The organism is Gordonia sp. w5E2, assembly GCF_036540975.1.
In the GTDB taxonomy this organism is placed as follows: Bacteria; Actinomycetota; Actinomycetes; order Mycobacteriales; family Mycobacteriaceae; genus Gordonia; species Gordonia jacobaea.
Window position 1 is genome coordinate 4088894 of sequence record NZ_CP144213.1, and the last position, 20917, is coordinate 4109810.

At 66.0% G+C, this 20917-nt stretch carries 18 protein-coding genes; 7 read left to right on the forward strand and 11 right to left on the reverse strand.

The genetic code is table 11. From position 1 onward, the window contains the following. Positions 1-149: 149 nt before the first annotated feature. From RND64_RS18455 to RND64_RS18465, 3 genes are read left to right on the forward strand one after another with little or no spacing between them, the layout of a single operon-like run. The gene (locus RND64_RS18455) at positions 150-1067 is read left to right on the forward strand and encodes a metal ABC transporter solute-binding protein, Zn/Mn family (protein WP_270484189.1); all 918 of its coding nucleotides are present in this window, start codon (positions 150-152) and stop codon (positions 1065-1067) included. Further along, a complete protein-coding gene (locus RND64_RS18460) occupies positions 1064-1876 on the forward strand; it encodes a metal ABC transporter ATP-binding protein (RefSeq protein ID WP_049699857.1) in 813 nt (270 codons plus the stop codon). Before RND64_RS18455 ends, RND64_RS18460 begins: the two co-directional genes overlap by 4 nt. Continuing rightward, positions 1873-2796 (forward strand): metal ABC transporter permease, encoded by a 924-nt coding sequence (locus RND64_RS18465; RefSeq protein WP_270484192.1) that lies wholly within the window; start codon positions 1873-1875, stop codon positions 2794-2796. Before RND64_RS18460 ends, RND64_RS18465 begins: the two co-directional genes overlap by 4 nt. A 191-nt stretch (positions 2797-2987) precedes the next feature. Here RND64_RS18465 and RND64_RS18470 read toward each other — a convergent pair whose 3' ends face one another. Next, a complete protein-coding gene (locus RND64_RS18470) occupies positions 2988-3536 on the reverse strand; it encodes a DUF2599 domain-containing protein (protein ID WP_416259123.1) in 549 nt (182 codons plus the stop codon). A 36-nt stretch (positions 3537-3572) separates the two neighbouring features. Between RND64_RS18470 and RND64_RS18475 the strand changes: the two genes are divergently transcribed. Further along, entirely contained in the window at positions 3573-4703 is a 1131-nt protein-coding gene (locus RND64_RS18475; RefSeq protein ID WP_331436255.1) for a beta-mannosidase, read from the forward strand. An 8-nt stretch (positions 4704-4711) separates the two neighbouring features. Here RND64_RS18475 and RND64_RS18480 read toward each other — a convergent pair whose 3' ends face one another. Genes RND64_RS18480 through RND64_RS18495 form a run of 4 tightly spaced genes read right to left on the reverse strand, consistent with a single transcriptional unit; the run spans position 4712 to position 11422 of the window. Further along, entirely contained in the window at positions 4712-6388 is a 1677-nt protein-coding gene (locus RND64_RS18480; RefSeq protein ID WP_270484195.1) for an ArnT family glycosyltransferase, read from the reverse strand. Beyond that, the gene (locus RND64_RS18485) at positions 6385-7965 is read right to left on the reverse strand and encodes a glycosyltransferase (protein WP_270484198.1); all 1581 of its coding nucleotides are present in this window, start codon (positions 7963-7965) and stop codon (positions 6385-6387) included. The genes RND64_RS18480 and RND64_RS18485 overlap by 4 nt, the downstream gene beginning before the upstream one ends. Further along, on the reverse strand, positions 7962-9500 hold the full coding sequence (locus RND64_RS18490; protein ID WP_270484199.1) for a hypothetical protein: 1539 nt from the start codon (positions 9498-9500) through the stop codon (positions 7962-7964). Before RND64_RS18490 ends, RND64_RS18485 begins: the two co-directional genes overlap by 4 nt. Then, entirely contained in the window at positions 9497-11422 is a 1926-nt protein-coding gene (locus RND64_RS18495) for a hypothetical protein (protein WP_270484202.1), read from the reverse strand. The genes RND64_RS18490 and RND64_RS18495 overlap by 4 nt, the downstream gene beginning before the upstream one ends. A gap of 286 nt (positions 11423-11708) precedes the next feature. Between RND64_RS18495 and RND64_RS18500 the strand changes: the two genes are divergently transcribed. Next, complete coding sequence (locus RND64_RS18500) at positions 11709-12533, forward strand: alpha/beta fold hydrolase (protein ID WP_270484205.1); 825 nt, start codon at positions 11709-11711, stop codon at positions 12531-12533. On the opposite strand, the gene RND64_RS18505 is transcribed toward RND64_RS18500, so the two are convergent. The 6 genes from RND64_RS18505 to RND64_RS18530 all read right to left on the reverse strand — a co-directional run bounded on the left by RND64_RS18505 (position 12504) and on the right by RND64_RS18530 (position 18306). Beyond that, complete coding sequence (locus tag RND64_RS18505; protein ID WP_331436256.1) at positions 12504-14099, reverse strand: carboxylesterase/lipase family protein; 1596 nt, start codon at positions 14097-14099, stop codon at positions 12504-12506. The genes RND64_RS18500 and RND64_RS18505 overlap by 30 nt on opposite strands. Positions 14100-14168: 69 nt before the next feature. Then, positions 14169-15122 carry a 23S rRNA (guanosine(2251)-2'-O)-methyltransferase RlmB gene (rlmB, locus tag RND64_RS18510; RefSeq protein ID WP_331436257.1) on the reverse strand — a complete coding sequence of 318 codons (954 nt, stop codon included), beginning with the start codon at positions 15120-15122 and terminating at the stop codon, positions 14169-14171. A 27-nt stretch (positions 15123-15149) separates the two neighbouring features. Further along, entirely contained in the window at positions 15150-16538 is a 1389-nt protein-coding gene (gene cysS, locus RND64_RS18515) for a cysteine--tRNA ligase (RefSeq protein WP_049699867.1), read from the reverse strand. A gap of 11 nt (positions 16539-16549) precedes the next feature. Continuing rightward, the gene (ispF, locus tag RND64_RS18520; RefSeq protein WP_049699868.1) at positions 16550-17035 is read right to left on the reverse strand and encodes a 2-C-methyl-D-erythritol 2,4-cyclodiphosphate synthase; all 486 of its coding nucleotides are present in this window, start codon (positions 17033-17035) and stop codon (positions 16550-16552) included. A gap of 64 nt (positions 17036-17099) precedes the next feature. After that, positions 17100-17795 (reverse strand): 2-C-methyl-D-erythritol 4-phosphate cytidylyltransferase, encoded by a 696-nt coding sequence (gene ispD / locus RND64_RS18525; protein ID WP_049699869.1) that lies wholly within the window; start codon positions 17793-17795, stop codon positions 17100-17102. Between the two features lie 22 nt (positions 17796-17817). Beyond that, on the reverse strand, positions 17818-18306 hold the full coding sequence (locus tag RND64_RS18530) for a CarD family transcriptional regulator (RefSeq protein ID WP_049699870.1): 489 nt from the start codon (positions 18304-18306) through the stop codon (positions 17818-17820). 428 nt (positions 18307-18734) lie between these two features. Between RND64_RS18530 and RND64_RS18535 the strand changes: the two genes are divergently transcribed. Both RND64_RS18535 and radA read left to right on the forward strand, forming a co-directional pair. Next, positions 18735-19367 carry a hypothetical protein gene (locus RND64_RS18535; RefSeq protein WP_049699871.1) on the forward strand — a complete coding sequence of 211 codons (633 nt, stop codon included), beginning with the start codon at positions 18735-18737 and terminating at the stop codon, positions 19365-19367. A 168-nt stretch (positions 19368-19535) separates the two neighbouring features. Beyond that, positions 19536-20915 carry a DNA repair protein RadA gene (gene radA, locus RND64_RS18540; protein ID WP_049699872.1) on the forward strand — a complete coding sequence of 460 codons (1380 nt, stop codon included), beginning with the start codon at positions 19536-19538 and terminating at the stop codon, positions 20913-20915. Positions 20916-20917 lie beyond the last annotated feature (2 nt).

A 20917-nucleotide genomic window follows, 5' to 3' on the forward strand; every position in this document is an offset into this window, starting at 1 on the left:
ACGATCCTCAGCACACCCGAACAACGCAGGTAGACGGGCGCTGCCGCGCTCATCGTTGCGTGCGGACCGACCCCGCAGCGCGGCGTCGTCGATCATCACCTACACTTCTTTCGGTAACGATTGTCATTAGCGAAACGGGTAGGCGAACGATGAAACGCGCAGTCCTGGCACTAACCACGGCCCTTGCTGTCGGCGGGGCGCTGACTCTTGCCGGTTGTTCTGGCGACAACTCCGGCAGTTCCGACGGCAAGCCGACCGTCGTGACCTCGACAAACGTGTGGGGTGCCGTCGCGTCGGCCGTCGCGGGAGACAAAGCGTCGGTGACGGTGTTGTTCAACGATCCGACCGGCGATCCGCACGAGTTCGAGCCGTCCGCGGCCGACTCGGCAAAGGTCGTCGACGCCGACGTGGTGTTGATGAACGGCGGACACTACGACGAGTACATGGAGAAGGCGTCGCAGAACGCCAAGGGCTCCGTGATCAACGCCTTCGACACGATGACCGGCCACCACGAGGACACCGACCACTCCGCGCACGGCGAGACCAACGAGCACGTCTTCTACAACCTGCCCGTCGTCGGCCAGGTGGCCACCGAACTCGCCGACGACCTCGCCGCGAAGGACGAGGCCAACGCCGCCACGTACCGCGACAACGCCAAGGCGTTCAACGAGAAGATCGACGGTCTGCGCGGATCGCTCGCCGAGATCAAGAAGGCCCACGACGGCACGAAGGTCGCGCAGACCGAGCCGCTCGCGGCGTATCTGCTCACCGAGGCGGGCCTGCGCGATGTTGCCCCGGAAGGCTTCACCGCGGCCGTCGAAGAGGGACAGTCGCCGTCGGCCGCCGACCGCGCCGCGACGGAGGATCTGCTCCGCAAGCGTGAGGTGCAGGTGTTCATCTACAACACCCAGGCCGTCGACGCGGTCACCGAAGCGTTGCTGTCGATCGCGAAGTCTGCCAACGTTCCTGTTGTGGAGTTCACCGAGACACTGCCCGCGGGCCAGAACAGCTACATCGACTGGCAGCAGAAGCAGATCGCTGCGCTCGCCTCGGCACTGCCGGCGTGAGCGGGTCTGATCCCGACGGTCGCGAACCCGTCGCATCGTTCCGGCACGCCCGACTCGCCTTCGGTGAGCGGGTGCTCTGGGATGATCTCGATCTCGACATCATGCCCGGCGAGTTCGTCGCGGTGCTCGGCCCCAACGGCTCGGGCAAGACGTCATTTCTACGCACACTGCTGCATCAGTACCCGTTGTCGGCGGGTGAGCTGACCGTCACCGACCAGGTCGGATACATCCCGCAGCAGCACGCAGACGACGCCGACTCGATGGCGATCCGCGGTCGCGACCTCGTCGGATTCGGAGTCGACGGCGCACGCTGGGGTCTCGGCATCCGCGGGCGTCGTGCGCGCAGAGCGAAGGTCGACGCCGCGCTCGCCGAGGTCGACGCGACCGAATACGCCGACGCACCCGTCGGCCTGCTGTCCGGCGGCGAGCAGCAGCGGCTGCGCGTGGCCCAAGCACTGACCACCAATCCCGAACTGCTGCTCTGCGACGAACCGCTGGCCAGCCTCGACCCGGCCAACCAGGAGCGGGTCGTCGAACTCATCGACAAACGACGCCGCGACGCCGGCACAGCCGTCGTATTCGTCACGCACGAGATCAACCCCGTACTCCCCTACGTCGATCGCGTGCTGTACCTGGTCGGCGGCCGGTTCCGCATCGGCACCACCGAGGAAGTGATGAACACCGCGACGTTGTCGGAGTTGTACGGCAGCGACGTCGAGGTGTTGCGGGTCAACGGTCGGTTGCTCGTCGTCGGCGGTGAAGAGGACGCACACCACTGCACCGCTCCCGAGGGGCTTCCGGCGACATGACGATCAGCTCGACCCCAACCGACCTCGCCGCCGGGCACACGGTGCTTGCCGCCGACGTGCACTGGAGCGACTTCTGGGACTTCTCGGTGACCGCGGATCTGCTGCACTACGACTTCGTGCTGCAGGCCATGCTCGCGCTGGCACTACTCGGACTGCTCGGCGGCGTACTGGCGCCGCTGATCGTCGTGCGACAGATGTCGTTCGCGGTGCACGGCGCAAGCGAACTGTCGGTGACCGGCGCCGCCGCCGCACTGCTTGCCGGCATCAGCGTGAACATCGGCGGGATCATCGGCGCCGTCGTGGCCGCCGGAGTGTTCGGCTATCTGGGAAACAAAGCGCGAGAACGTGATTCGGTCATCGGCGTGGTGATGGCGTTCGGGCTTGGTCTCGGCGTGCTGTTTCTCGCGCTCTACGGTCGGATCGGCACGGGCTTCGCGCTGCTGACCGGGCAAGTGGTCAGCGTCGGCGTGCAGGGCCTGACCGCGATCGCGGTTACCACCGTCGTCGTGCTCGCAGTGCTCGCGGTGATCTACCGGCCGCTGCTCTTCGCGTCGATGGACCCGAGGGTCGCGGAAGCGAACGGCGTTCCGATGCGCACGCTGTCGGTCATCTTCGCGATCCTCATGGGCCTCGCATGCGCGCAGGGCGTGCAGATCATCGGCGCACTGCTGGTGATGTCGCTGATGATCACCCCCGGCGCCGCCGCGGCCCGCCTGACCGCCAACCCCACATTGATGATGGTGCTGTCGGTGATCTTCGCCGAGGTCGCCGCCGTCGGCGGGCTGATCCTCTCGCTGGCCCCCAAGCTGCCGGTCTCGGTGTTCGTCACGACCATCTCATTCGTCATCTACGTGATCTGCCGCCAGATCGGCGCGCGCCGCGAGCACACGACCCGCCGCGCCATCGCCGCCGCGGGGTAGGGGTTTGGGCTGTGGTCGGAGCGGGTCTTGCGGCCCGCGGCGCTGGCAGAAAGTAGGGGAAGGATTCTTTCCGCGGGATGTTCACCCTTCCCCTAGCAACAACTCGAGGAAACGTACACAACCCAAGGAAGGATTCCTTCCCCTACTTTCTGCGCCGCTCGACGACCCTCCCCTACTTCCCGCGCCGCGCCTCACTCCTCCGGCGCGCCGGGGTTGCAGCGGGTGGCGATCATCGTCGAGTCGTCGACGACGGGTCGCTGCGGTTCGATGTTCCAGCTCGGTTTGTTCGGGTCGACGGCGCGGGCGAAGTTCCAGTGGCACACGAACTGCGCGTTCATGCCGGGGGTGTCGGCGTCGGGGGCCAGCGCGAGCACCTCGCGCCAGGCGACCTGCGCGCCGTCGTCGGCGATGCTCGCGCGGCCGTTGGGCGTTGGATAGATCTGCAGACTCGGCCCGACGGCCGTGCTCACCCACGTGACGTGGTCGACGTATGGCGGCGGGTGCGCCGGATCGAGGACTGGGGACGCTGACGGCGCCCCAGACGCAGTACCGGACGGCGCCCCGGAGCCAGACGCAGCATCCGACACACTCGACTCGGCCCCAGACCCCGACACACTCGACGCCGCCCCGGACGTCGGCGCGCTCGACGTCGAGTCCGCGCCGCAGCCAGTCAGCGCGGAGACGAGCGCCACCATCAACGAGAGCACCGCCGTGGCGCGCGTCGTCCGGAATGTTCTCACCGCTTCGACGGTAGTCGGCGGAGTAGGGTTCGATGCGTGACCTTCCGGCACGCACTCCGATCCGTCGTGACCGCTGCGCTGGTCATGGTCATCGCCGCCGCGTGCGGCCAACCTGCTCCCAGAACGCTCGACGACGAGTCGGCGGCACCCTCGGCGCACCACGACTTCGCGGGCAGGGTGGCGACGACAGAAACCGGGCTCACACTCGACGGACGCACCTGGTTTCCCGCAGGTTTCAACAGCTACCAGCTCGGCACCGATTGGGCGATCAATGTCGGATGCGGCGCCCAGGTCGATCTCGACGAGTACTTCGGCAAGCTCCCACCGCGGGCGCTGACGCGGTTCAACCTCTACTCGGCGTTCATCGTCGACAAGAAGACCGGCAGAAGCAACTTTTCACGGCTCGACGCCGTCTTCGCCGCAGCCAAGCGGCACAACCAGATGATCCTGCCGGTGCTGACCGGAAGCTCCGGCGCGTGCGAGAACGAGAAGTTCAAAGAGCGTTCCTGGTACCAGAGTGGTTGGCGCACAACTGAAATCGCCGCAGCAATGACCTTCGACGACTGGCTGTCCACTGCGATCAAACGCTGGCACGACGAACCGACGCTCGCGGGCTGGGAGCCGGTCGGAGAGCCCGAGGCGAGCAACTGCGGAGCCACGGGATGCGCCTGGCAGACACGTACCTGTCCAGCCAACGGCGCGGCGGTTCTGCGTACGTTCTTCGACGAAATCGGCCAACGCATCAGGGCCATCGACTCCAAGCACCCGATCTTCGCAGGCTTCGTCGGGGGCGACCAATGTGGGCTCACGGGAGGCGATTACGCGCGCGTCGCCGCATCCCACGGCCTCGACGTTCTCGACTACCACGACTACAGCGCGGGCGGCGCGATCGCACCGGGTGGCAGCAACCTCCCTGCGCGCCTTACCCAAGCAAGGAATCTCGGTAAACCGTTGGTGGTCAACGAGATCGGGATCGAGGCCGGGTCGTGTCTACCACTCGACACTCGCGCACGTCGGTTCATCAGCAAGTACGAGTCGCTACGCTCCGTCGGGGTCGCGGGCGCCCTGCTGTGGGCATTCGTCCCCGACCCGCGGCTCGACGACTGCACGTTCGACATCGGCTACGACGACCCCGCCTGGCAGGTCGTTGCACGCGAAATCTCCTGACACGGACCTCACGACGTCCGCGGATTCACCTCGTACACACGCCAATTCGGCATGTTGGCGCCCTGGTTGCGGGCCTCGAGGACGAGTGTTGAGATCTGATCGCCGTTGTCATACAGCGTGGGGTATCGAATGTTCAATGCGTCCGACGACCCGCGGCCGGCTCGCGGCACCGCGAGCAGAAACCGCACTCCGAACCGAGCGGGTTCGTTCAATATCTGGTCGAAGTCCTGATCCGACGGAATCACGAACTGCTTCGGATGTCGGGACTGCACGACGACGGCGAATCCGTAGACGGTGTCGGTGAGCACGCTGCCGTCCGGCAGATGCAGCGAGTCGAGGTACTCCGCGAGCGCCCGCTCCGTGGAGAACGACCGCAGCACTCGGGCTTCGTCGAGATAGCGCTTCTCCGTCGAATCGGGTTTGGGCGCAACGACAGAGCGGTATGCGAACTCCTGCGGCGCATACTTCGGCGACGTCATGCCGGCGGCGGTGACGGGGAGTCCCACCACGAATGCGAGGACCGCGACAGTGCCGATCACACCGTAGCGCCACCCTCGTCCCGCGCGCGGATTCACTTGCGGCAGTGACGCTCGCGGTCCGAGTCGACGATACGGTTCGATGCGGCGCGCCGGGGTGGCGAGCAGCGCGGTCACCGCGGCCAACAGGATGATCGTCATGTAGAAGCGCAAGAATCCGAAAGTGGTTCCGCGGACGTAGCTCAGTACCTGAAACGCAACAACAGCACCGATGATCAGGACCGGTACCGCGAGCGGATACAGCCGGTGTCGGCGAATACGCACCCACGCGACGAGAACGAACAGCACGATGTACAGCGGCGCGAGGATGAGTAGTTCGGTAATCGAGAAACGCAGTGCCTCAATGCCGGTCGCGCTGCCCGTGCCACCCGACTGATCGATGATCGCGGTGTTTCCGTACTGCGAGGTGAACTGCGCGAACGCCTGGCCTGTGATCAGCCAACTCGTGATTGCCCAGACGATGAACGCCAGCAGGCTCGGCGACGCGACGAGCACGACGTCGAGCAGCGCCCGCTGCGCGCGCAGCCTTCGCCCGACCGCCTTGTCGGAACGTCGATACGTCACGAACGCCACAAAGCACCCTGCGACAAATGCTGCGACCGCGCCGTCGTATCTCGTGAGGTAGGCGAGGCCGAGAGCGATTCCGGCGACGATCAATTCGTGTACGTCGTCGGTGTCGACCCACCGGATCAATCGCCGGACGGCCCACGCGAGAAAGAAGATGTACGGCGCTTCGCTCATTCCGTTGGCCCCGTACAGGACGATCATGGGGTTGAGCGCGAACACGAGCGTCACGATGACGGTCATCGCCGGAGGCAGTGCGCGGTCGCGCGCCACCCCAGACACCTGCACCACGGCGCCTGCCATGAACGCCGAAGACATGATCGCGGCCGACAACGCATCGGTCGTCATCTGCGGCCACCACACCGACAGCGCGGTGAGCGGTAGCTGCACCAGCGCGGTCAGGGGCGTGAAAATGAATCCTATTGCGGCCAAGTGGGGATCCCGACTGAACAGCACGCTCTGCGCTGCTTGCACACGCGCCAACGAGTCGCCGAAGTAGGCATGTACGCCGACTGCCAGGTACACACCGAAAGACAGGTAGGCCAGCCACACGACGAGCCACAGCGCGACGGATCGACGGGTCATTGAGCCGCCTGCGTCGACGAAGCCGTACCCGACGAAGCCGACGTGTCAGAAGCACCGGAAGCGTCAGACGTGTCAGACGGACTGGCGTCGGACGTGAGCCCGTGGGCCGTCTTCTCCCAGTACGACGGCCGAAACAGCAACTGCCACATGCCCTTGATCGCCGCGATACTCATCATCACCCAGTAGAACGGGACGATGAGCCCCGACCAGAGCAGTTCGCCACGGTCGTCCTCCCGATTCGCGACGAGCGTCATGTAGATCGCCGCGCTGTTACCGATGACGAACGAGATCAGCGACAGGTAGTAGATCGGCCCGGGGAAGAGCTGCGCGACGAACGCCGGCTGCCCGGCGATCCACACGATCAGGATGAGCCAGAAGATCATGTTCATACACGCGATGAAGGGAGTGCCTGCGATCAGCAGGGTGAACCGAATCATCCCGAGCAGACCCATGAAGTGGAAGAGGCGCCGCGGCCTGCGCATGTGCACGAGCCACGTCTGCATGTAGCCCTTGTACCAACGCGACCGTTGACGAATCCAGTTGATCCCGTCCACATTTGCTTCTTCGAGCGTGACCGAGTCGAGCACAGCGGTGCGGTAACCCTCGCCCGCGATGCGGACCCCGAGATCGGCGTCCTCGGTGACGTTGAACGGATCCCACGCACCGAGCTCGATGAGCATGTCCTTGCGGAAGTGATTCGACGTCCCGCCCAACGGAATCGTCGCCTTGCTGACCATCAGTCCCGGCAACAGGTAGCCGAACCAGATGCCGTAGTCGGCGGTGAACCATTGCGTGAGAACGTTATCGGTGACGTTGTAGAAGCTCAGCTTTCCCTGCACGCAGATGACGGAATCGTCGTCGAGTTCACGAAACGTAGCCACCACCCTGCGCAACTGGAGCGGGTCGGGGTGATCCTCCGCGTCGAAGATGGTGACGATATCGCCTGTGGCGAAATGCAATCCGTAGTTGCAGGCTTTCGGTTTGGTCCGCGGATCGCCGGGCGGTGTGAGCACCGAGGTGATGATGGGCGACGAGTCGACCGCGTGAGCGGCCTCGATCGTCGGGGCGTCGTCCTCCTCGAGCAGCAGCAACACCTGCAGCTTCTCCTGCGGGTATTCGAACGACTCCATCGCCTCGATCAACTGTCCGACGACCTCCGGCTCACCGTATGCGGGAACCAGCACGGTGTACTTCGGCAGGTCGTCGTCGGCGATCGCACGCGCCGCCTCGTCGGAGATCCGGATCGCACCGTTGACCAGGCCCAGCCGAAATGTGTTGAGCCGCTCGATGAGCGAGACGATGTAGATCACCGTCGCGATCGACACCAGCGTCGCCGCGGTACCGACCGGCCAGAAGACGAATCCGACGACGATGACGGCGACCACGACGGCACCGATGATCTTCTGCGTCCGACTGAACGCGACAGACGCGGTCATCATCGGATCTTCGCGACGCAGCCGGTTGATCGCATCGTCGAGCGCTGCAGTGCGGTACTTCTCGTCCGAAAGCAGTTCGTCGACTTCTTCTTTGGTGGTAGGCGAGGCGAATGTCGGTTGCTCCGACGCGGATTCGGTCATGGCTGATCCTCCCGCCGTACGCCGGACAGTTGTTCGTTGACGATGTCGCGCCCGGCGTCGAGTACCAGCTGTCGGTCCTTGAAATCAGGGCGGTCGTCGCGGGTCACCGCGTTGCCCCGCAACGTGATGTCGACCAGCGCACGCAGATTAGACGCGATCGTCAGGTCGGGTTGGGGAAAGTAGGCGTTCGGCTCGTGGTTGTCGACCGACCACACCGACACCTGCTGCGCGTGCGTACCGTTGCCCCATAGCCAGGTGAGCAGGGTGTAGGTGAGGTACCTCTTGTCGTCGAGGATCACCTCGAGAACTGCTGGGATGCCGTGCGGCAGAATCACATTGACAGAGTCCGAGAAGCGGTCACCGAAGAGGTCGTAGGTGAAGATCTGCGGATAGAGGTCGAACTGCAGCGGGTGAAGCGTCTCGATCGAGTCGACGACCACCTTGCGCGGGCGGGCCTCCTTGTCGAATGCAATATCCCCGGATTGCTGGATCAGGTTCTGTCGCGCCAACTGCGCACCGCGTCCGTAGAGGTTGTGGGCGAAGTCGTAGCGCAGCGTCGGCCCATCCTGGCGCCACTCGGGTGGCACCGCCAATGGAGCCTGGGTCGACAATCCCGCGATCGTCGTCACCGGCGAAGCAACCACTCGCTGAAACGGCAGCAGCAGTGTGATCACAGCACTGACCACGAGCACGGCGATCGCGCCGGCCTTGACCGTCTCGACGCCCGGCTCGTACAGCGGGCGGTCGAACGGACGCGACGTCGTGTGCCGCCGGCGATGCAGGTACGCGATCAACCCGACGACGAAGACGCTGCCAACCGCGGGGAGTGCCTGAAACGCGAACAGCGGGGCGTCGGGATGCAGTACGTAGACAACCGCGACGATCACGACCCCGAGCACGACCGCCGCGACGAAGCCGATCAGGGCCGACCGTCGATCACGACCGATCGCGATCGCCGCGGCCATCGCCCCGAACACCGTCATCACCAGACCCGCGGACACCTCGTTGCCACCGATACTCAGCAACGCGACCCGGTACACAATCGGAAACGTCACCAGTCCGAACAGCCACACCCAGTGGTAGCGCATCGTCGGCCGCAGCCCGAACATCAGGATCGAACCGCCGAAGAAGAACGTCAGCAGGCCGAGGATGTCGAGGTGCGTCAGCAGATACAGCGAACCGGTGAACCGGTTGGTCAGCGCGCCGTCGAAGCAGAACGACAGCAGCATCACGATGACACCGACGATGATGTCGGTCTGACGATCGCGGATCGCCCGCTCCTCGTGGCGGCGCAACGTGACCCCGTACGCGGCCATGGCGACAAGGACCAGCACCACGAGGATGTAGCTGAGATCCGACTCGTATACGAAGATCTCGCGGTACCACTGCCCGATGTTGTGCCAGTAGGCGACAACCGTCGCCGCGACCAGCAGCAGCCACCTGAGGAGCAGCCGCGAGACAATCGACCTACCCGCACTCCGCGATTCCTCCGACGACGCGCCGGAGGAGTCCGCGGGTGCCTCGGTGACGGTCATCGCGCGCTGTCGTCACCGGTGTGTCGACGCCGCAGCAGCTTGAGTCCTGCGGCGACGATCAGGAACAGGATCACCGCTCCCAGGATCACCGCCACGACGACGAGCCACCCCAGCGGATGACTGTTCGACGTCTCGTCGTGGGCACCCGCGTCGGCGTCGACCGTGATCGGATCGCGGCCCGAGATCTTCAGCGCGGCGTCGCCCGTCGCGTTCGAGGCGTTGTCGGAGAACCAGCGCAGTAGATCGTCGAGGTCACCGACGTCGTTGGTCGAGGTCGCGACCAGCATGCTGCGGTCGTCGGACCGCGTCACCTGCAGCGACCCGAACTGCACCTGCGGATTCAGCGTCACCTTCGATTCGGCGCCGGACGACGAGCGCACGGTGACCGTCCCCGACTTCTGCGTCACCGGCAGCGCGACGCCGTCGGGTAGTCCCTGTCCGTCAGCGGCGATCAGCACCGCAGGCTGTGTCGATGACGCGGCGTCGGACATCGAGACCACGTCGACGCCGAGCGGCACCGCGGACAACCGCTGCATAGTCGTCATGATCGAGACCGCACGCGCGACGTCGGGGACGTCGCCCTTGGTCCATGCCAGTTGCGTGCGCGGCATCAGTGACTGTGGCATCGATCCGAGCCCCGCGGGGATCGGCGGATCTGCGGGCGAGCTACGTATCTCGCCTGCCGCAGAGACGCTCAGCGACCCACGGGTCCCGTTGCCGCAGCCCTCTTTGACGTCGCCACGTTCGAGCGTGACGACCAGCCCGTTGTACCTGCTCAACGCATCGTTTGGCAGGTCGACCCACTGGTTGAACGCACCCGAGTCATCGGTCTTGATCGTCGCGATGACGCGATCGCCCAGCCGTACCGATACCACCGGCGACGACCCGTTCGCCGCCGGTGTCGCCGATCCGATGAGTTGCACACGGATGTCCTGCGACGGCCTGCCAAGGCGCGTCTGGTCGATCCCGAGCGTGATCGACGGCCATGCCGACGACGTGACGATCTGATCGTTGATGCCCAGATCGGCCAGCGTCTGCACCTCGGGAGTCAGCTGCGGCGCGTCGTGCAGCGGACCGGCGACCGCGGAGGAACTCTGCGCGATCGGCGACAGACTCGACGTCAGAGCCCGCGCCTGGTTGGTCAGCTCGTTGGCCTGACCGCCGATCACCAGATAGGCCGCGCCGTTCTGATTCTCGACGCTCAGCCCGGCGGGCGCCGCGCTGCTGATCACGATCTGACGTTCGAGCGAATCCGGTTGACCGCTCGGCACGAGCGAGCCCGCACCCAGTGATGCGACGTCGATGTCGAAGTCGGCGGTGCCGTAGTTCGACGCGACGGACGTCGCCAGACCGACGGCCGCCGACGCCTCGGCACTCGTCGGGTTCTGCGGGACGAAGATCGTGAGTTTGCGCAGGATCGGGGGAAGGAATTCGGCGACATTTCGGGGGATCGCCTCGCGCCCGGTGAAGGAGAGCGTCGTGTCGCGGATGTGGAACGCGTTGTCCGGGTCGAACTGGCAGATTCCGCTCACGGTGAGGTAGGCCCGCAACGTGATGTCGGCGGCGTTGCGGGTCACACGAACACCTGCCAGCGGCAACTCGATCGGCGAGTTCGGTGCCGGATTGATCGGCGTCCGCGAGATCACCCGGTCACCCTGCAGTACGTCGACCGTCCCGCCGGTGACGAACGGCGGGACGTCGGTGAATCCGCTCAATTTGTCCGGCGTCAGGTTCTGTGGCACTGGAATCGAGACGCTGACTTGGGCCTGCTGGCCCGCAAAGGTGATGTCGGGAGCCGCCCCGATCGATCGCAGTCCCAGCGGAGGTGGTGTGTCGCCCTGCGCTGCCAACGCGTCGCCGACTCCGGATAACGCCAGCACTGCACACAGTGCCGCGGCGATCACAACAATCCGACGGCACATGCCCACTCTGCACACCCAATCCCCCGTGACGGGAACTCCACCGATCTCGCCTCAATGCGTCTGGCCGGAAGCACTTGCACGTTTGAGGTTAATGCTGTGCAGATGCGACTGTCAGCGAACACACATCAGCGTGTCAGCGTTGGGACGGGTGACCTGCCGCATGTGTGCTGCCGTTGCAGTTTCGAGTCCATTCCGTGTCCACAGGCTCCACGGCTTCTGGAAGCATGGGCCGCATGTCCAACGGCAGTTGTCGCCGCCTGGGAGGGTTGGCCGGAGAATCGAGCGGATGATCGACGCACATTTCCGCAGTGCATCACCGAGTGTCGGCGACCGCGCCGACGGTGGAAGCTACATCGACATCAACGGGGATCTGCTGTGGCATTTTCAAGGTGGCGACCCGATGGGTCCGCCCACCGTGCTCCTGCACGGCTCGTTTTCGTCGGCGTCGAGTTGGGGTGCGCAGTTCGGCGACTTCACCGACGCGGGCCTTCGCCTGTTCGTACCCGAGCGCAGCGGTCACGGCCACAGCCCCGACTGCCCCGGCCCCTACAGTTTCGCGTCGATGGCCGACCAGGTCATCGCCTACCTCGAGAATGTCGTGCGCGGCCCCGCGAACATCGTCGGCTGGAGCGACGGTGGCGTCATCGCCCTGATGATCGCGCAACGCCGTCCCGAACTCGTGGCCCGGATCGTGACAACGGGTAGCTATGTCAACCGGCACGGACTCACGGTCTCAGCACTGACCGACCGCCTCGACGAGAGCGACGAGAAGGTCGTCGCGTGCCTTCGGGACTGCTTTCTGCACGACGACGGACAACACGACGGCAGGGAATCCGACGTCGTCTTCGACAAGACGGTCACCATGCTGCGCTTCGAGCCGGAATTCGAGAGCACCGACTTCGCGGCGGTGGCTGCCCCGACCCTCGTCATCGCGGCCGACTGCGGCATCGTTCGGATCGAGCACTCCGTCGACCTCGCGGCGACCCTGCCCAACGGTCGGCTCGCCGTTCTCCCCGGCACCCATATCCTCCCGTTGGAGTCACCGCACCTGTTCAACCCACTGGTGCTGACCTACCTGGCGTCAGATCCCCCGAGCAGCGTCGAACTCTGACTCGATCAGGTCGTCGCCGACGATCACTCCGGTCCCCCGGTGCCAGGCGAGTCTGCGTTCCCCGTCGGGATCAGCTTCGACGCGATCGGTCCTGTCGATGACCAGGACCTCGCGGTCGTCCTCGAAGTAGCGCGGCCAGTCGTTGCCGGGGACGCCGGTGCGCGCGAAGGTTCCCCACCGCGACTGCACGTCGGCGGTGACGCGGGCGACGGCACGCCAATCCCCGACGCTCAGCGGCGCTCCGAGAGCCGAGCGGTAGGCACCGAACACCGCGAACAGTTCGGTCGCGTGCGTCGCTCCGACGCCGAGCTTGCCGAGCACCTTGGTGAAGAAGTCGTAGCGATAGGTATAGGTAGGCGCAACGCGACTGTGCCCGTCGGCAAAGGCCACCGCTGGCGCCCAGAAGGTCGCGTCGGCCGACAGTCGCAGCCGTTCGCCCGGACCCGCATAGAGCGCGGAGATCTGCTCGCGGGCACCCTCGTCCTCGACGCGCAGGAGCATGCGCTCGGCGTCGGGAAGCATGTTCCACAGCTTCTCGAAGAGTTTGCCCTCGTCCCGGTTACCGCCGACGATCAGCGGAACCGGGTGTGTTTCGCCTGCTCGCGCCGCGTCGACCGGTAGTTTCGGCAGCAGCGCGCTGCCCGCGACGGGCGCGAACGGTACCGGTTCCGGGGTCTGCGCCCTGGCGGCGAAGCGCATCAGCCGATTGCTCGCCCGGAAGATCTGCTCGGGGCTCGCGCCGTCGAGGAGTTCACGCGCGGTGACGGGGTCGATCGGCTCTTCGCCATCGTCGGGGTCTCCGGTGCGACGCTCCGGGTCACGCAGCAGGCGCAGGAACTCGTCGGCGAACGTTGTCGCGCTCGGCTTGCTCACGACGAGTTCGGGCGCGGGACTCTCGGCGATCGCGCGCGCGAACAAACCCTTGGCTTCCGGCGTCGCGAGCAGCGTCAAGACCGCCGATCCGCCCGCACTCTCGCCGAACACCGTCGTGTTGTCCGGGTCGCCGCCGAATGCCGCGATGTTGCGCTGTACCCAGCGAAGCGCGGCGAGCATGTCCGACAGTCCCGGGTTCTCGTCGAAGGTGCGTTCCGGCGTCGAATAGTCACTTAAATCGAGCATTCCGAATGCCCCGAAGCGGTACTGCACAGTCACGACGACGACGTCCTGCGCGCGTGCGAGCGCCGCGCCGTCGTACAGCGGCGTCGCCGCGGTGCCGAGGATGTATGCGCCACCGTGGATGAAGACCATCACCGGGCGCGGCGTCGACGACTGCTCCTCGGGAGAGAAGACGTTGAGCGTCAGGCAATCTTCGCTGGTCGGTACGTAGCGCCCCGGACCCGTCGCCGTGAATCGACGCTCCTGGATGGCGGCGTTGCCGAATGCCGTGCAGTCGCGAACACCCGGCCACGGCGCCACCGGTTGTGCGTCGCGAAAACGGCCCTCACCGACGGGCGGAGCCGCGAACGGAATGCCCTTCCAGCTGATGGTGCCGCGTCGGGCGCGTCTTCCCCTGAGACCCCCGACAAGTCCGTCGGTCGTGGTCACGATGGTGTCGATCAGCGTCATTGCCTCAACCTAACGAACGTCGGGCGACCACGGTCACACAGGTCCGATGGGACGCCTGCCGGCAGGGGGCTACTGCTGACGACGCTGGCGCGCGAACTCGGCGAGCACCACACCCGCGGCGACCGACGCGTTGAGGCTTTCGACGTCGCCCGCCATCGGAATCGAGAGGATCGAGTCGCACGTCTCGCGCACGAGCCGCGACAACCCCTTGCCCTCCGATCCGACGACGATCACGGTCGGCCCGGTGCCGTCGTAGTCGTCGAGCGTCACGTCGCCCTCGGTGTCGAGGCCGACGATCTGCGCGCCGGTCTCCGCCCACTCCTTGAGCGTGCGGGTCAGGTTCGGTGCCTGCGCGACCGGTAGGCGCGCGGCTGCGCCGGCACTGGTCCGCCACGCCACCGCGGTGACGCTCGCACTGCGGCGCGCCGGGATCACTACGCCGTGCCCACCGAACGCGGCGACCGAACGGATCACCGCGCCGAGATTGCGCGGGTCGGTGATGTTGTCGAGCGCGACGAGAAGCGGCGGGCTGCCCGACTCCATGGCGTCGCGCATCAGGTCGTCTGGATGTGCGTACTGGTACTCGGGCACCTGCAGTGCGACACCCTGATGCAGTCCGTTGGCCGACATGCGGTCGAGTTCCGGCTTGCCGACCTCGAGGATCGCGATGCCCTTGTCCGCCGCGAGTTTCACCGATTCGGCGACGCGGTCGTCCGGTTCGCTGTTGACCGCGATGTAGAGGGCCGTCGCGGGAACGCCTGCGCGCAGACACTCCAGCACCGGGTTGCGGCCGAGCACGTACTCCGGACCGTCGTCTTTGCGACGCGGATTCGGCCGTCCCGCAACGCTTTTCCCGGCAGCCTTCGCCTTCTTGTGCGCGGCGTGGTACGGACGGTCGACGGCCTTGGGTGTCGCGCCACGGCCTTCGAGTCCGCGTCGACGCTGCCCACCGGAGCCGACGGTCTGCCCCTTCTTGCTGCCCGATTTGCGCACTGCGCCACGGCGTTTGGAGTTTCCGGCCATCGTTGTCGTCCCGTCCGCTTGAATTGCTTACTTGCCCTTGAGCGCCCAGGTGGGGCCGTCGGGAGTGTCGGTGACCTCGATACCGGCCTCCGACATGCGATCTCGCACAGCGTCGGCCGTCGCCCAGTCCTTGTCGGCACGCGCCTGTGCGCGCCGACCGAGTTCCGCATGCACCAGCACATCGAGCGCCGACATCGCATCGGTCTCGTCGGAGCCTTCCAACCAATGCTCGTCGAGAGGGTCGACGCCGAGCACATCCATCATCGCGCGGACGGATTCGGCGGCGGCAACAGCCGCGGCACCGTCGCCCGCCTCGAGAGCGGTGTTGCCCTCGCGCACGACGTTGTGGATCGTCGCCAACGCGGCGGGCACGCCGAGGTCGTCGTCGAGCGCCGCGGCGAAGTCGGGATGCACCTGCCCCACGGCGACCTGGCCCACGCGCGAAACAACCCGTCCCACAAAGGATTCGATACGCCGATATCCCGCAGCAGCCTCGGTGAGCGCGCCGTCGGAGTACTCGAGCATCGACCGGTAGTGCGCACTACCGAGGTAATAGCGCAGTTCGACGGCCCGCACCCGCTGCAGCATCGCCGGGATCGCCACGACGTTGCCGAGCGACTTGCTCATCTTCTCGCCACCCATGGTGACCCAGCCGTTGTGCAGCCAGTACCGAGCGAACGGATCGCCTGCGCCATGCGCCTGCGCGATCTCGTTCTCGTGGTGAGGGAAGATCAAATCCATTCCACCGCAATGGATGTCGAACTCAGGTCCGAGCAACGACGTCGCCATCGCCGAGCATTCGAGATGCCAGCCGGGCCGGCCAGGACCCCACGGCGTCGGCCACGACGGCTCGCCCGGTTTCGCGGCCTTCCATAGGGTGAAGTCCTGCGGGTTGCGTTTGCCGGTGCCCGCACTCTCGCCCTGATGCATGTCGTCGAGCTTCTGCCCCGACAGCGCACCGTAATCGGGGAGGCTGCGGACGTCGAAGTAGACGTTGCCGTCCGAGGCGTAGGCATGTCCGCGCGCGATGAGTCGCTCCATGTACTCGACCATCTGCGTCACGAAACCGGTCGCACGCGGTTCGGCCGACGGCGGTTGCACGCCGAGCGCGTCATACGCCTTCGAGAACTCGCGCTCGTGCGTCGCGGCCCACTCCCACCAGGGCCGCTCCGCTTCGGCGGCCTTGCGCAGGATCTTGTCGTCGATGTCGGTGACGTTGCGGACGAACAGGACGTCGTCGCCCTTGTACTCCAGCCAGCGGCGCAGTACGTCGAACGCGATGCCGCTGCGCACATGACCGATGTGGGGAACGCCCTGCACGGTTGCGCCACACAGATAGATCGTCACTCGGCCGGGGTGCAGCGGCACGAAGTCGCGCACCTCTCGAGCAGCGGTGTCATGTAGGCGCAAGGTCACGACGTGCGATTCTACCGGTCGCCCGGCGTCGGACCCGCCTCGGTCACCAGCGCCGTCGCCACTGCGGCCACACCCTCGCCGCGGCCGGTCATACCGAGGCCGTCGGTTGTCGTCGCCGAGACCGAGACCGGAGCACCGAGCGCGTCACCGAGAACCTGCTGCGCCTCCACACGGCGCGGACCGATCTTGGGTGTGTTCCCGATCACCTGAACCGCGGCGTTGACCACGACCAACCCGTCGTCGGCAAGGAGTTGCGACACGTGCGCGAGCATCGTCACGCCCGATACCCCGTCCCATTCGGGCCTTCCGGTCCCGAACACCGAGCCGAGGTCGCCGAGACCTGCAGCCGACAGCACGGCGTCGCACAGTGCGTGCGCGCCGACGTCGCCGTCGGAATGCCCCGCACATCCGGGCGTGTCGGGAAAGAAGAGCCCGACCATCCAACACGGAGCGGCCGGGTCGAGTGCATGTGCGTCGGTACCGATGCCGACTCTCATCGAGTTGCTCCTGAAGTCATCGGGCGTCGTTTCATCAGGCACCGTCTTGTCACCGTGCGCTGCGTCATCGTGCGACCTCTTGCACCAGATCACGGGCGATGCGGAGGTCCCACGGCGTGGTGATCTTGAAGGCCAGCGGGTCGCCCGCGACGACGTGGACGTCGATACCGATGCGCTCGGCGAGTCCGGCGTCGTCTGTGGCAAGGCCGGAGTCGTCTGCATGCGCCGCGATCAGCGCGTCGCGGGTGAAACCCTGCGGCGTCTGGATGGCGCGGAGTGGTTCGCGATCGACGGTGTCGAGCACCCGGCCAGAACCGTCGACGCGTTTGAGTGTGTCGGCCACCGGCAGGCCGGGCACCACAGCGCGATGTCCGGCAAGCACGGCGTCGACGACTGCGCGGAAGACGCGGGGAGGTGTGAACGGGCGCGCGGCGTCGTGCACGAGCACGATGTCGGCGTTGCCACTCACCGCGATACCGGCACGCACCGATTCGGAACGGTGAGCACCACCGGCCACAACGACGGCCGACGGAACGAGTGCAGCAGCGTGCTCGACGAGATCAGCGGGAACGACGACGACGACCTCGGCGTTGATGTCAGCGTCGAGGACACCATGGACACAACGCTCGAGAATCGTCGATCCGCCGAGGTCGACGAATGCCTTGGGCTGGTCGAGTCCGAGTCGGGTACCCGATCCAGCTGCAGGGATGATGACGCTGGTCAACGGTCCGCCGGGTGTCGGCTTGGTCCCTTGGGCCACGTCTATCAGTAGCCGGTCAGCGTCAAGACGCCGCGGCCAGCACCTCGTCGAGGATGCTGGTGGCCCTCTCGTCGTTGGTGTTCTGTGCGAGCGAGAGCTCGTCGACCAGTACGCGACGAGCGCGGGTCAGCATGCGCTTCTCGCCTGCGGACAAGCCACGATCCTGCTCGCGGCGCCACAGGTCGCGCACAATCTCGGCGACCTTGATGATGTCGCCGGAGATCAGCTTCTCCTGGTTGGCCTTGAAACGTCGGGCCCAGTTGGTGGGCTCCTCGGTGTGGGGTGCCCGCAGCACCTGGAACACCTGGTCGAGTCCCTCTTGACCGACGACGTCTCGGACGCCGACATACTCGAGCTTTGTCGAGGGAATCTGGACTGTCATATCACCATCGGCAACCTTCAGAACGAGGTATTCGATCTGCTCACCTTTGATGGTCCGGGTAACGATGTCTTCGACCCGGGCAGCACCGTGATGGGGGTAGACAACGGTGTCGCCAACTTTGAAATTCAATGTTCCGTGCCCCTTTCGAGTAGGCCCAGTCTAGCACGGGGGTCATTTGGGTCACATCCAACGGTGCAGGTCAAGGCACTACTGCGTGGTCGCAGACCCTCGAGTTTCACCGTTGCAGCAGGTGAGCGGGTAAGGCCGTAACAGCCTCGGCGACAACGCGCAAGAGCTCGCTCCACAGGCCTCTGCGAGACCGATTTCGACGGCCCGCCCACCCGCGTTCGAGAAGCGCGAGATCCGGCTCGCAGATACCAATCCGGTACCCCGTCGGGCTTTTGGCACGCCCGCCCACTACGCTGCGTAGTGCAGGGTTCGCGCCAAGCGATTTCGGCCTTTCGATTACCTGGGAGGAACGGGTGTCTGTGTCATCGCAGAATGAGGCAACTCGGAGTGGGACAACTCGGAGTGGGTCGAGCCATCCGACTCGTCGTGTGCGTCGGTTCGCCGAAGCCACAGCCATCGCAGCAGTCGGAATCGCGATCGCGTTCGGGACGACCGGCTGCGGTGCCGGACAGATCTCGCAGACCGCGAACCAGCTGCCCGCCGTCAACGGCAACAATGCCAACCTCGGCAGCATCGAGCTGCGCGACGTGCAGATCATCTACCCCACGCAGAACGCGGCGTCGGTCTTCGACAACGGCGGCCCGTTCCAGCTGTCCTGGGTGATCGCCAACCAGAGCGAGATCGACACCTACCGCCTCACGGGCGTGACAGCCGAGAAGGGCACGGTCACCCTCAAGGACCGTTACGACCTCGAACCCGGCAAGGCCCTGCGCGCAGGCGAGCCCGCGGCCCTCATCAAGGATTCGAGCATCACCGACGAGAAGCGCATGTCGGCGACCCTCGACGGCACTGGGAAGTCCGTCGCTGTCGGGCTGACCACCAAGCTGACCTTCACCTTCGAGAAGGTCGGCCCCAACGGCGCCACCTCTCCGGTCGGCTCGGTCACCGTCGACACCCCCGTCGACTCCGGCACGCTGCTCACCCGCCAGGACAAGGTCCGCGAGGGCGAGGCACCTGCCGACGAGCACGGCGAAGAAGCGCCGAACGTCCTGCCCAACTGACTTCTCGCGCAGCCTCTCGCGGTGTGACCCCGGTTTACGCTCACCCGCTTCCTTCCGGCTTATTGAATTCAATGAGCCGGAAGGAAATGGGTGAGCCTCATGGCCCCTCCCGACACGTCCCGGTAGCCATGCCGAGAAGTGTCGGTGGCCTGACCTAGGCTCGGATTCGTGGCAAAACCCAAGTCGACGTTCCGCTGTTCCGCGTGCGGCCATACCGTCGCGAAGTGGGTGGGGCGCTGTCCCGAGTGCGGCGAGTGGGGCACCGTCGACGAGGTGGCCTCGCTCCCCGCAGCGACCGCCGCACACAGCGCGGTCGCGCCGTCGAGTCCAGCCGTTCCGATCACCCAGGTCGACGCCGCGTCGTCGAACGCAATCCCAACGGGCATAGCCGAATTCGACCGTGTCCTCGGACGCGGCGTCGTACCGGGATCGGTCATCCTGCTGGCTGGCGAGCCGGGCGTCGGAAAGTCGACGCTGCTCCTCGAGACGGTCAAACATTGGGCACGCGGCGGGCGCATCGCGCTGTACCTCACCGGCGAGGAGTCGGCAGGGCAGGTCCGGTTGCGCGCCGAACGTACCGACGCCGTCCACGAAAACGTCTATCTCGCAGCCGAAACCGACCTCGCCACGGTCCTCGGCCACGTCGACGCCGTGCGCCCGACACTCCTCGTGATCGACTCGGTGCAGACCATGGTCGCCACCGGAACCGACGGCGTGACGGGTGGCGTCACCCAGATCAGGGCTGTCACCACAGCGCTCGTCTCGCTCGCCAAGAACCGCGGGATCGCGGTCATTCTCGTCGGGCACGTCACCAAGGACGGCAACGTCGCCGGACCGCGCTCACTCGAGCATCTCGTCGACGTCGTGCTGTCGTTCGAGGGCGACCGCCACACGTCGTTGCGCATGGTGCGCGGCATCAAGAACCGGTTCGGCTCCGCAGACGAGGTCGGCTGCTTCGAGCAGCGCTCCGACGGCATCCATCAGGTCACCGACCCGTCGGGAATCTTTGTGCACCAACACGATTCGGACGTGAGCGGATCGTCGTCGATCGTCGCGATGGACGGCAAGCGCGCGCTTGTCGGCGAGATCCAGGCTCTGCTCGCCGAGTCCAAGATGGCCAATCCGCGTCGTGCGGTGTCCGGCCTGGACTCGGCACGCTCCGCGATGGTCCTCGCCGTGCTGCAGGGTCGGGCAGGGTTGCCGCTCGGCGAGAAGGAGATCTATCTGTCGACGGTCGGCGGGATGAAGGTCACCGAGCCAGCCGCCGATCTCGGCATCGCGCTCGCGGTGAACTCCTTCGTCACGAACAAGCCGACGCCGCGCACCACCGTCGCGATCGGCGAGGTCGGCCTGGCCGGAGAGGTGCGTCGGGTCTCGGCTGTCGGACGTCGGGTCGCCGAAGCCAAGCGGTTGGGCTTCACGCACGCGATCATCCCCGCGGGCTCCGACGATCCGCTACCCAAAGGCATCCGGGTCACTCGTGTGTCGGGGATTTCCGACGCCATCCGCGCGGTCACGATCAGAGACGTGTCGCGCGCACCGTTCTGACG

What these genes read in the sequence shown, in the direction of transcription:
- RND64_RS18455 (WP_270484189.1), top strand. Translation starts at nt 150, where the DNA reads ATGAAACGCGCAGTCCTGGCACTAACCACGGCCCTTGCTGTCGGCGGG.
- RND64_RS18465 (WP_270484192.1), top strand. Translation starts at nt 1,873, where the DNA reads ATGACGATCAGCTCGACCCCAACCGACCTCGCCGCCGGGCACACGGTG.
- RND64_RS18480 (WP_270484195.1), bottom strand. Translation starts at nt 6,388, where the DNA reads ATGACCCGTCGATCCGTCGCGCTGTGGCTCGTCGTGTGGCTGGCCTAC.
- RND64_RS18485 (WP_270484198.1), bottom strand. Translation starts at nt 7,965, where the DNA reads ATGACCGAATCCGCGTCGGAGCAACCGACATTCGCCTCGCCTACCACC.
- RND64_RS18490 (WP_270484199.1), bottom strand. Translation starts at nt 9,500, where the DNA reads ATGACCGTCACCGAGGCACCCGCGGACTCCTCCGGCGCGTCGTCGGAG.
- RND64_RS18495 (WP_270484202.1), bottom strand. Translation starts at nt 11,422, where the DNA reads ATGTGCCGTCGGATTGTTGTGATCGCCGCGGCACTGTGTGCAGTGCTG.
- RND64_RS18500 (WP_270484205.1), top strand. Translation starts at nt 11,709, where the DNA reads ATGATCGACGCACATTTCCGCAGTGCATCACCGAGTGTCGGCGACCGC.
- RND64_RS18505 (WP_331436256.1), bottom strand. Translation starts at nt 14,099, where the DNA reads ATGACGCTGATCGACACCATCGTGACCACGACCGACGGACTTGTCGGG.
- rlmB (WP_331436257.1), bottom strand. Translation starts at nt 15,122, where the DNA reads ATGGCCGGAAACTCCAAACGCCGTGGCGCAGTGCGCAAATCGGGCAGC.
- ispF (WP_049699868.1), bottom strand. Translation starts at nt 17,035, where the DNA reads ATGAGAGTCGGCATCGGTACCGACGCACATGCACTCGACCCGGCCGCT.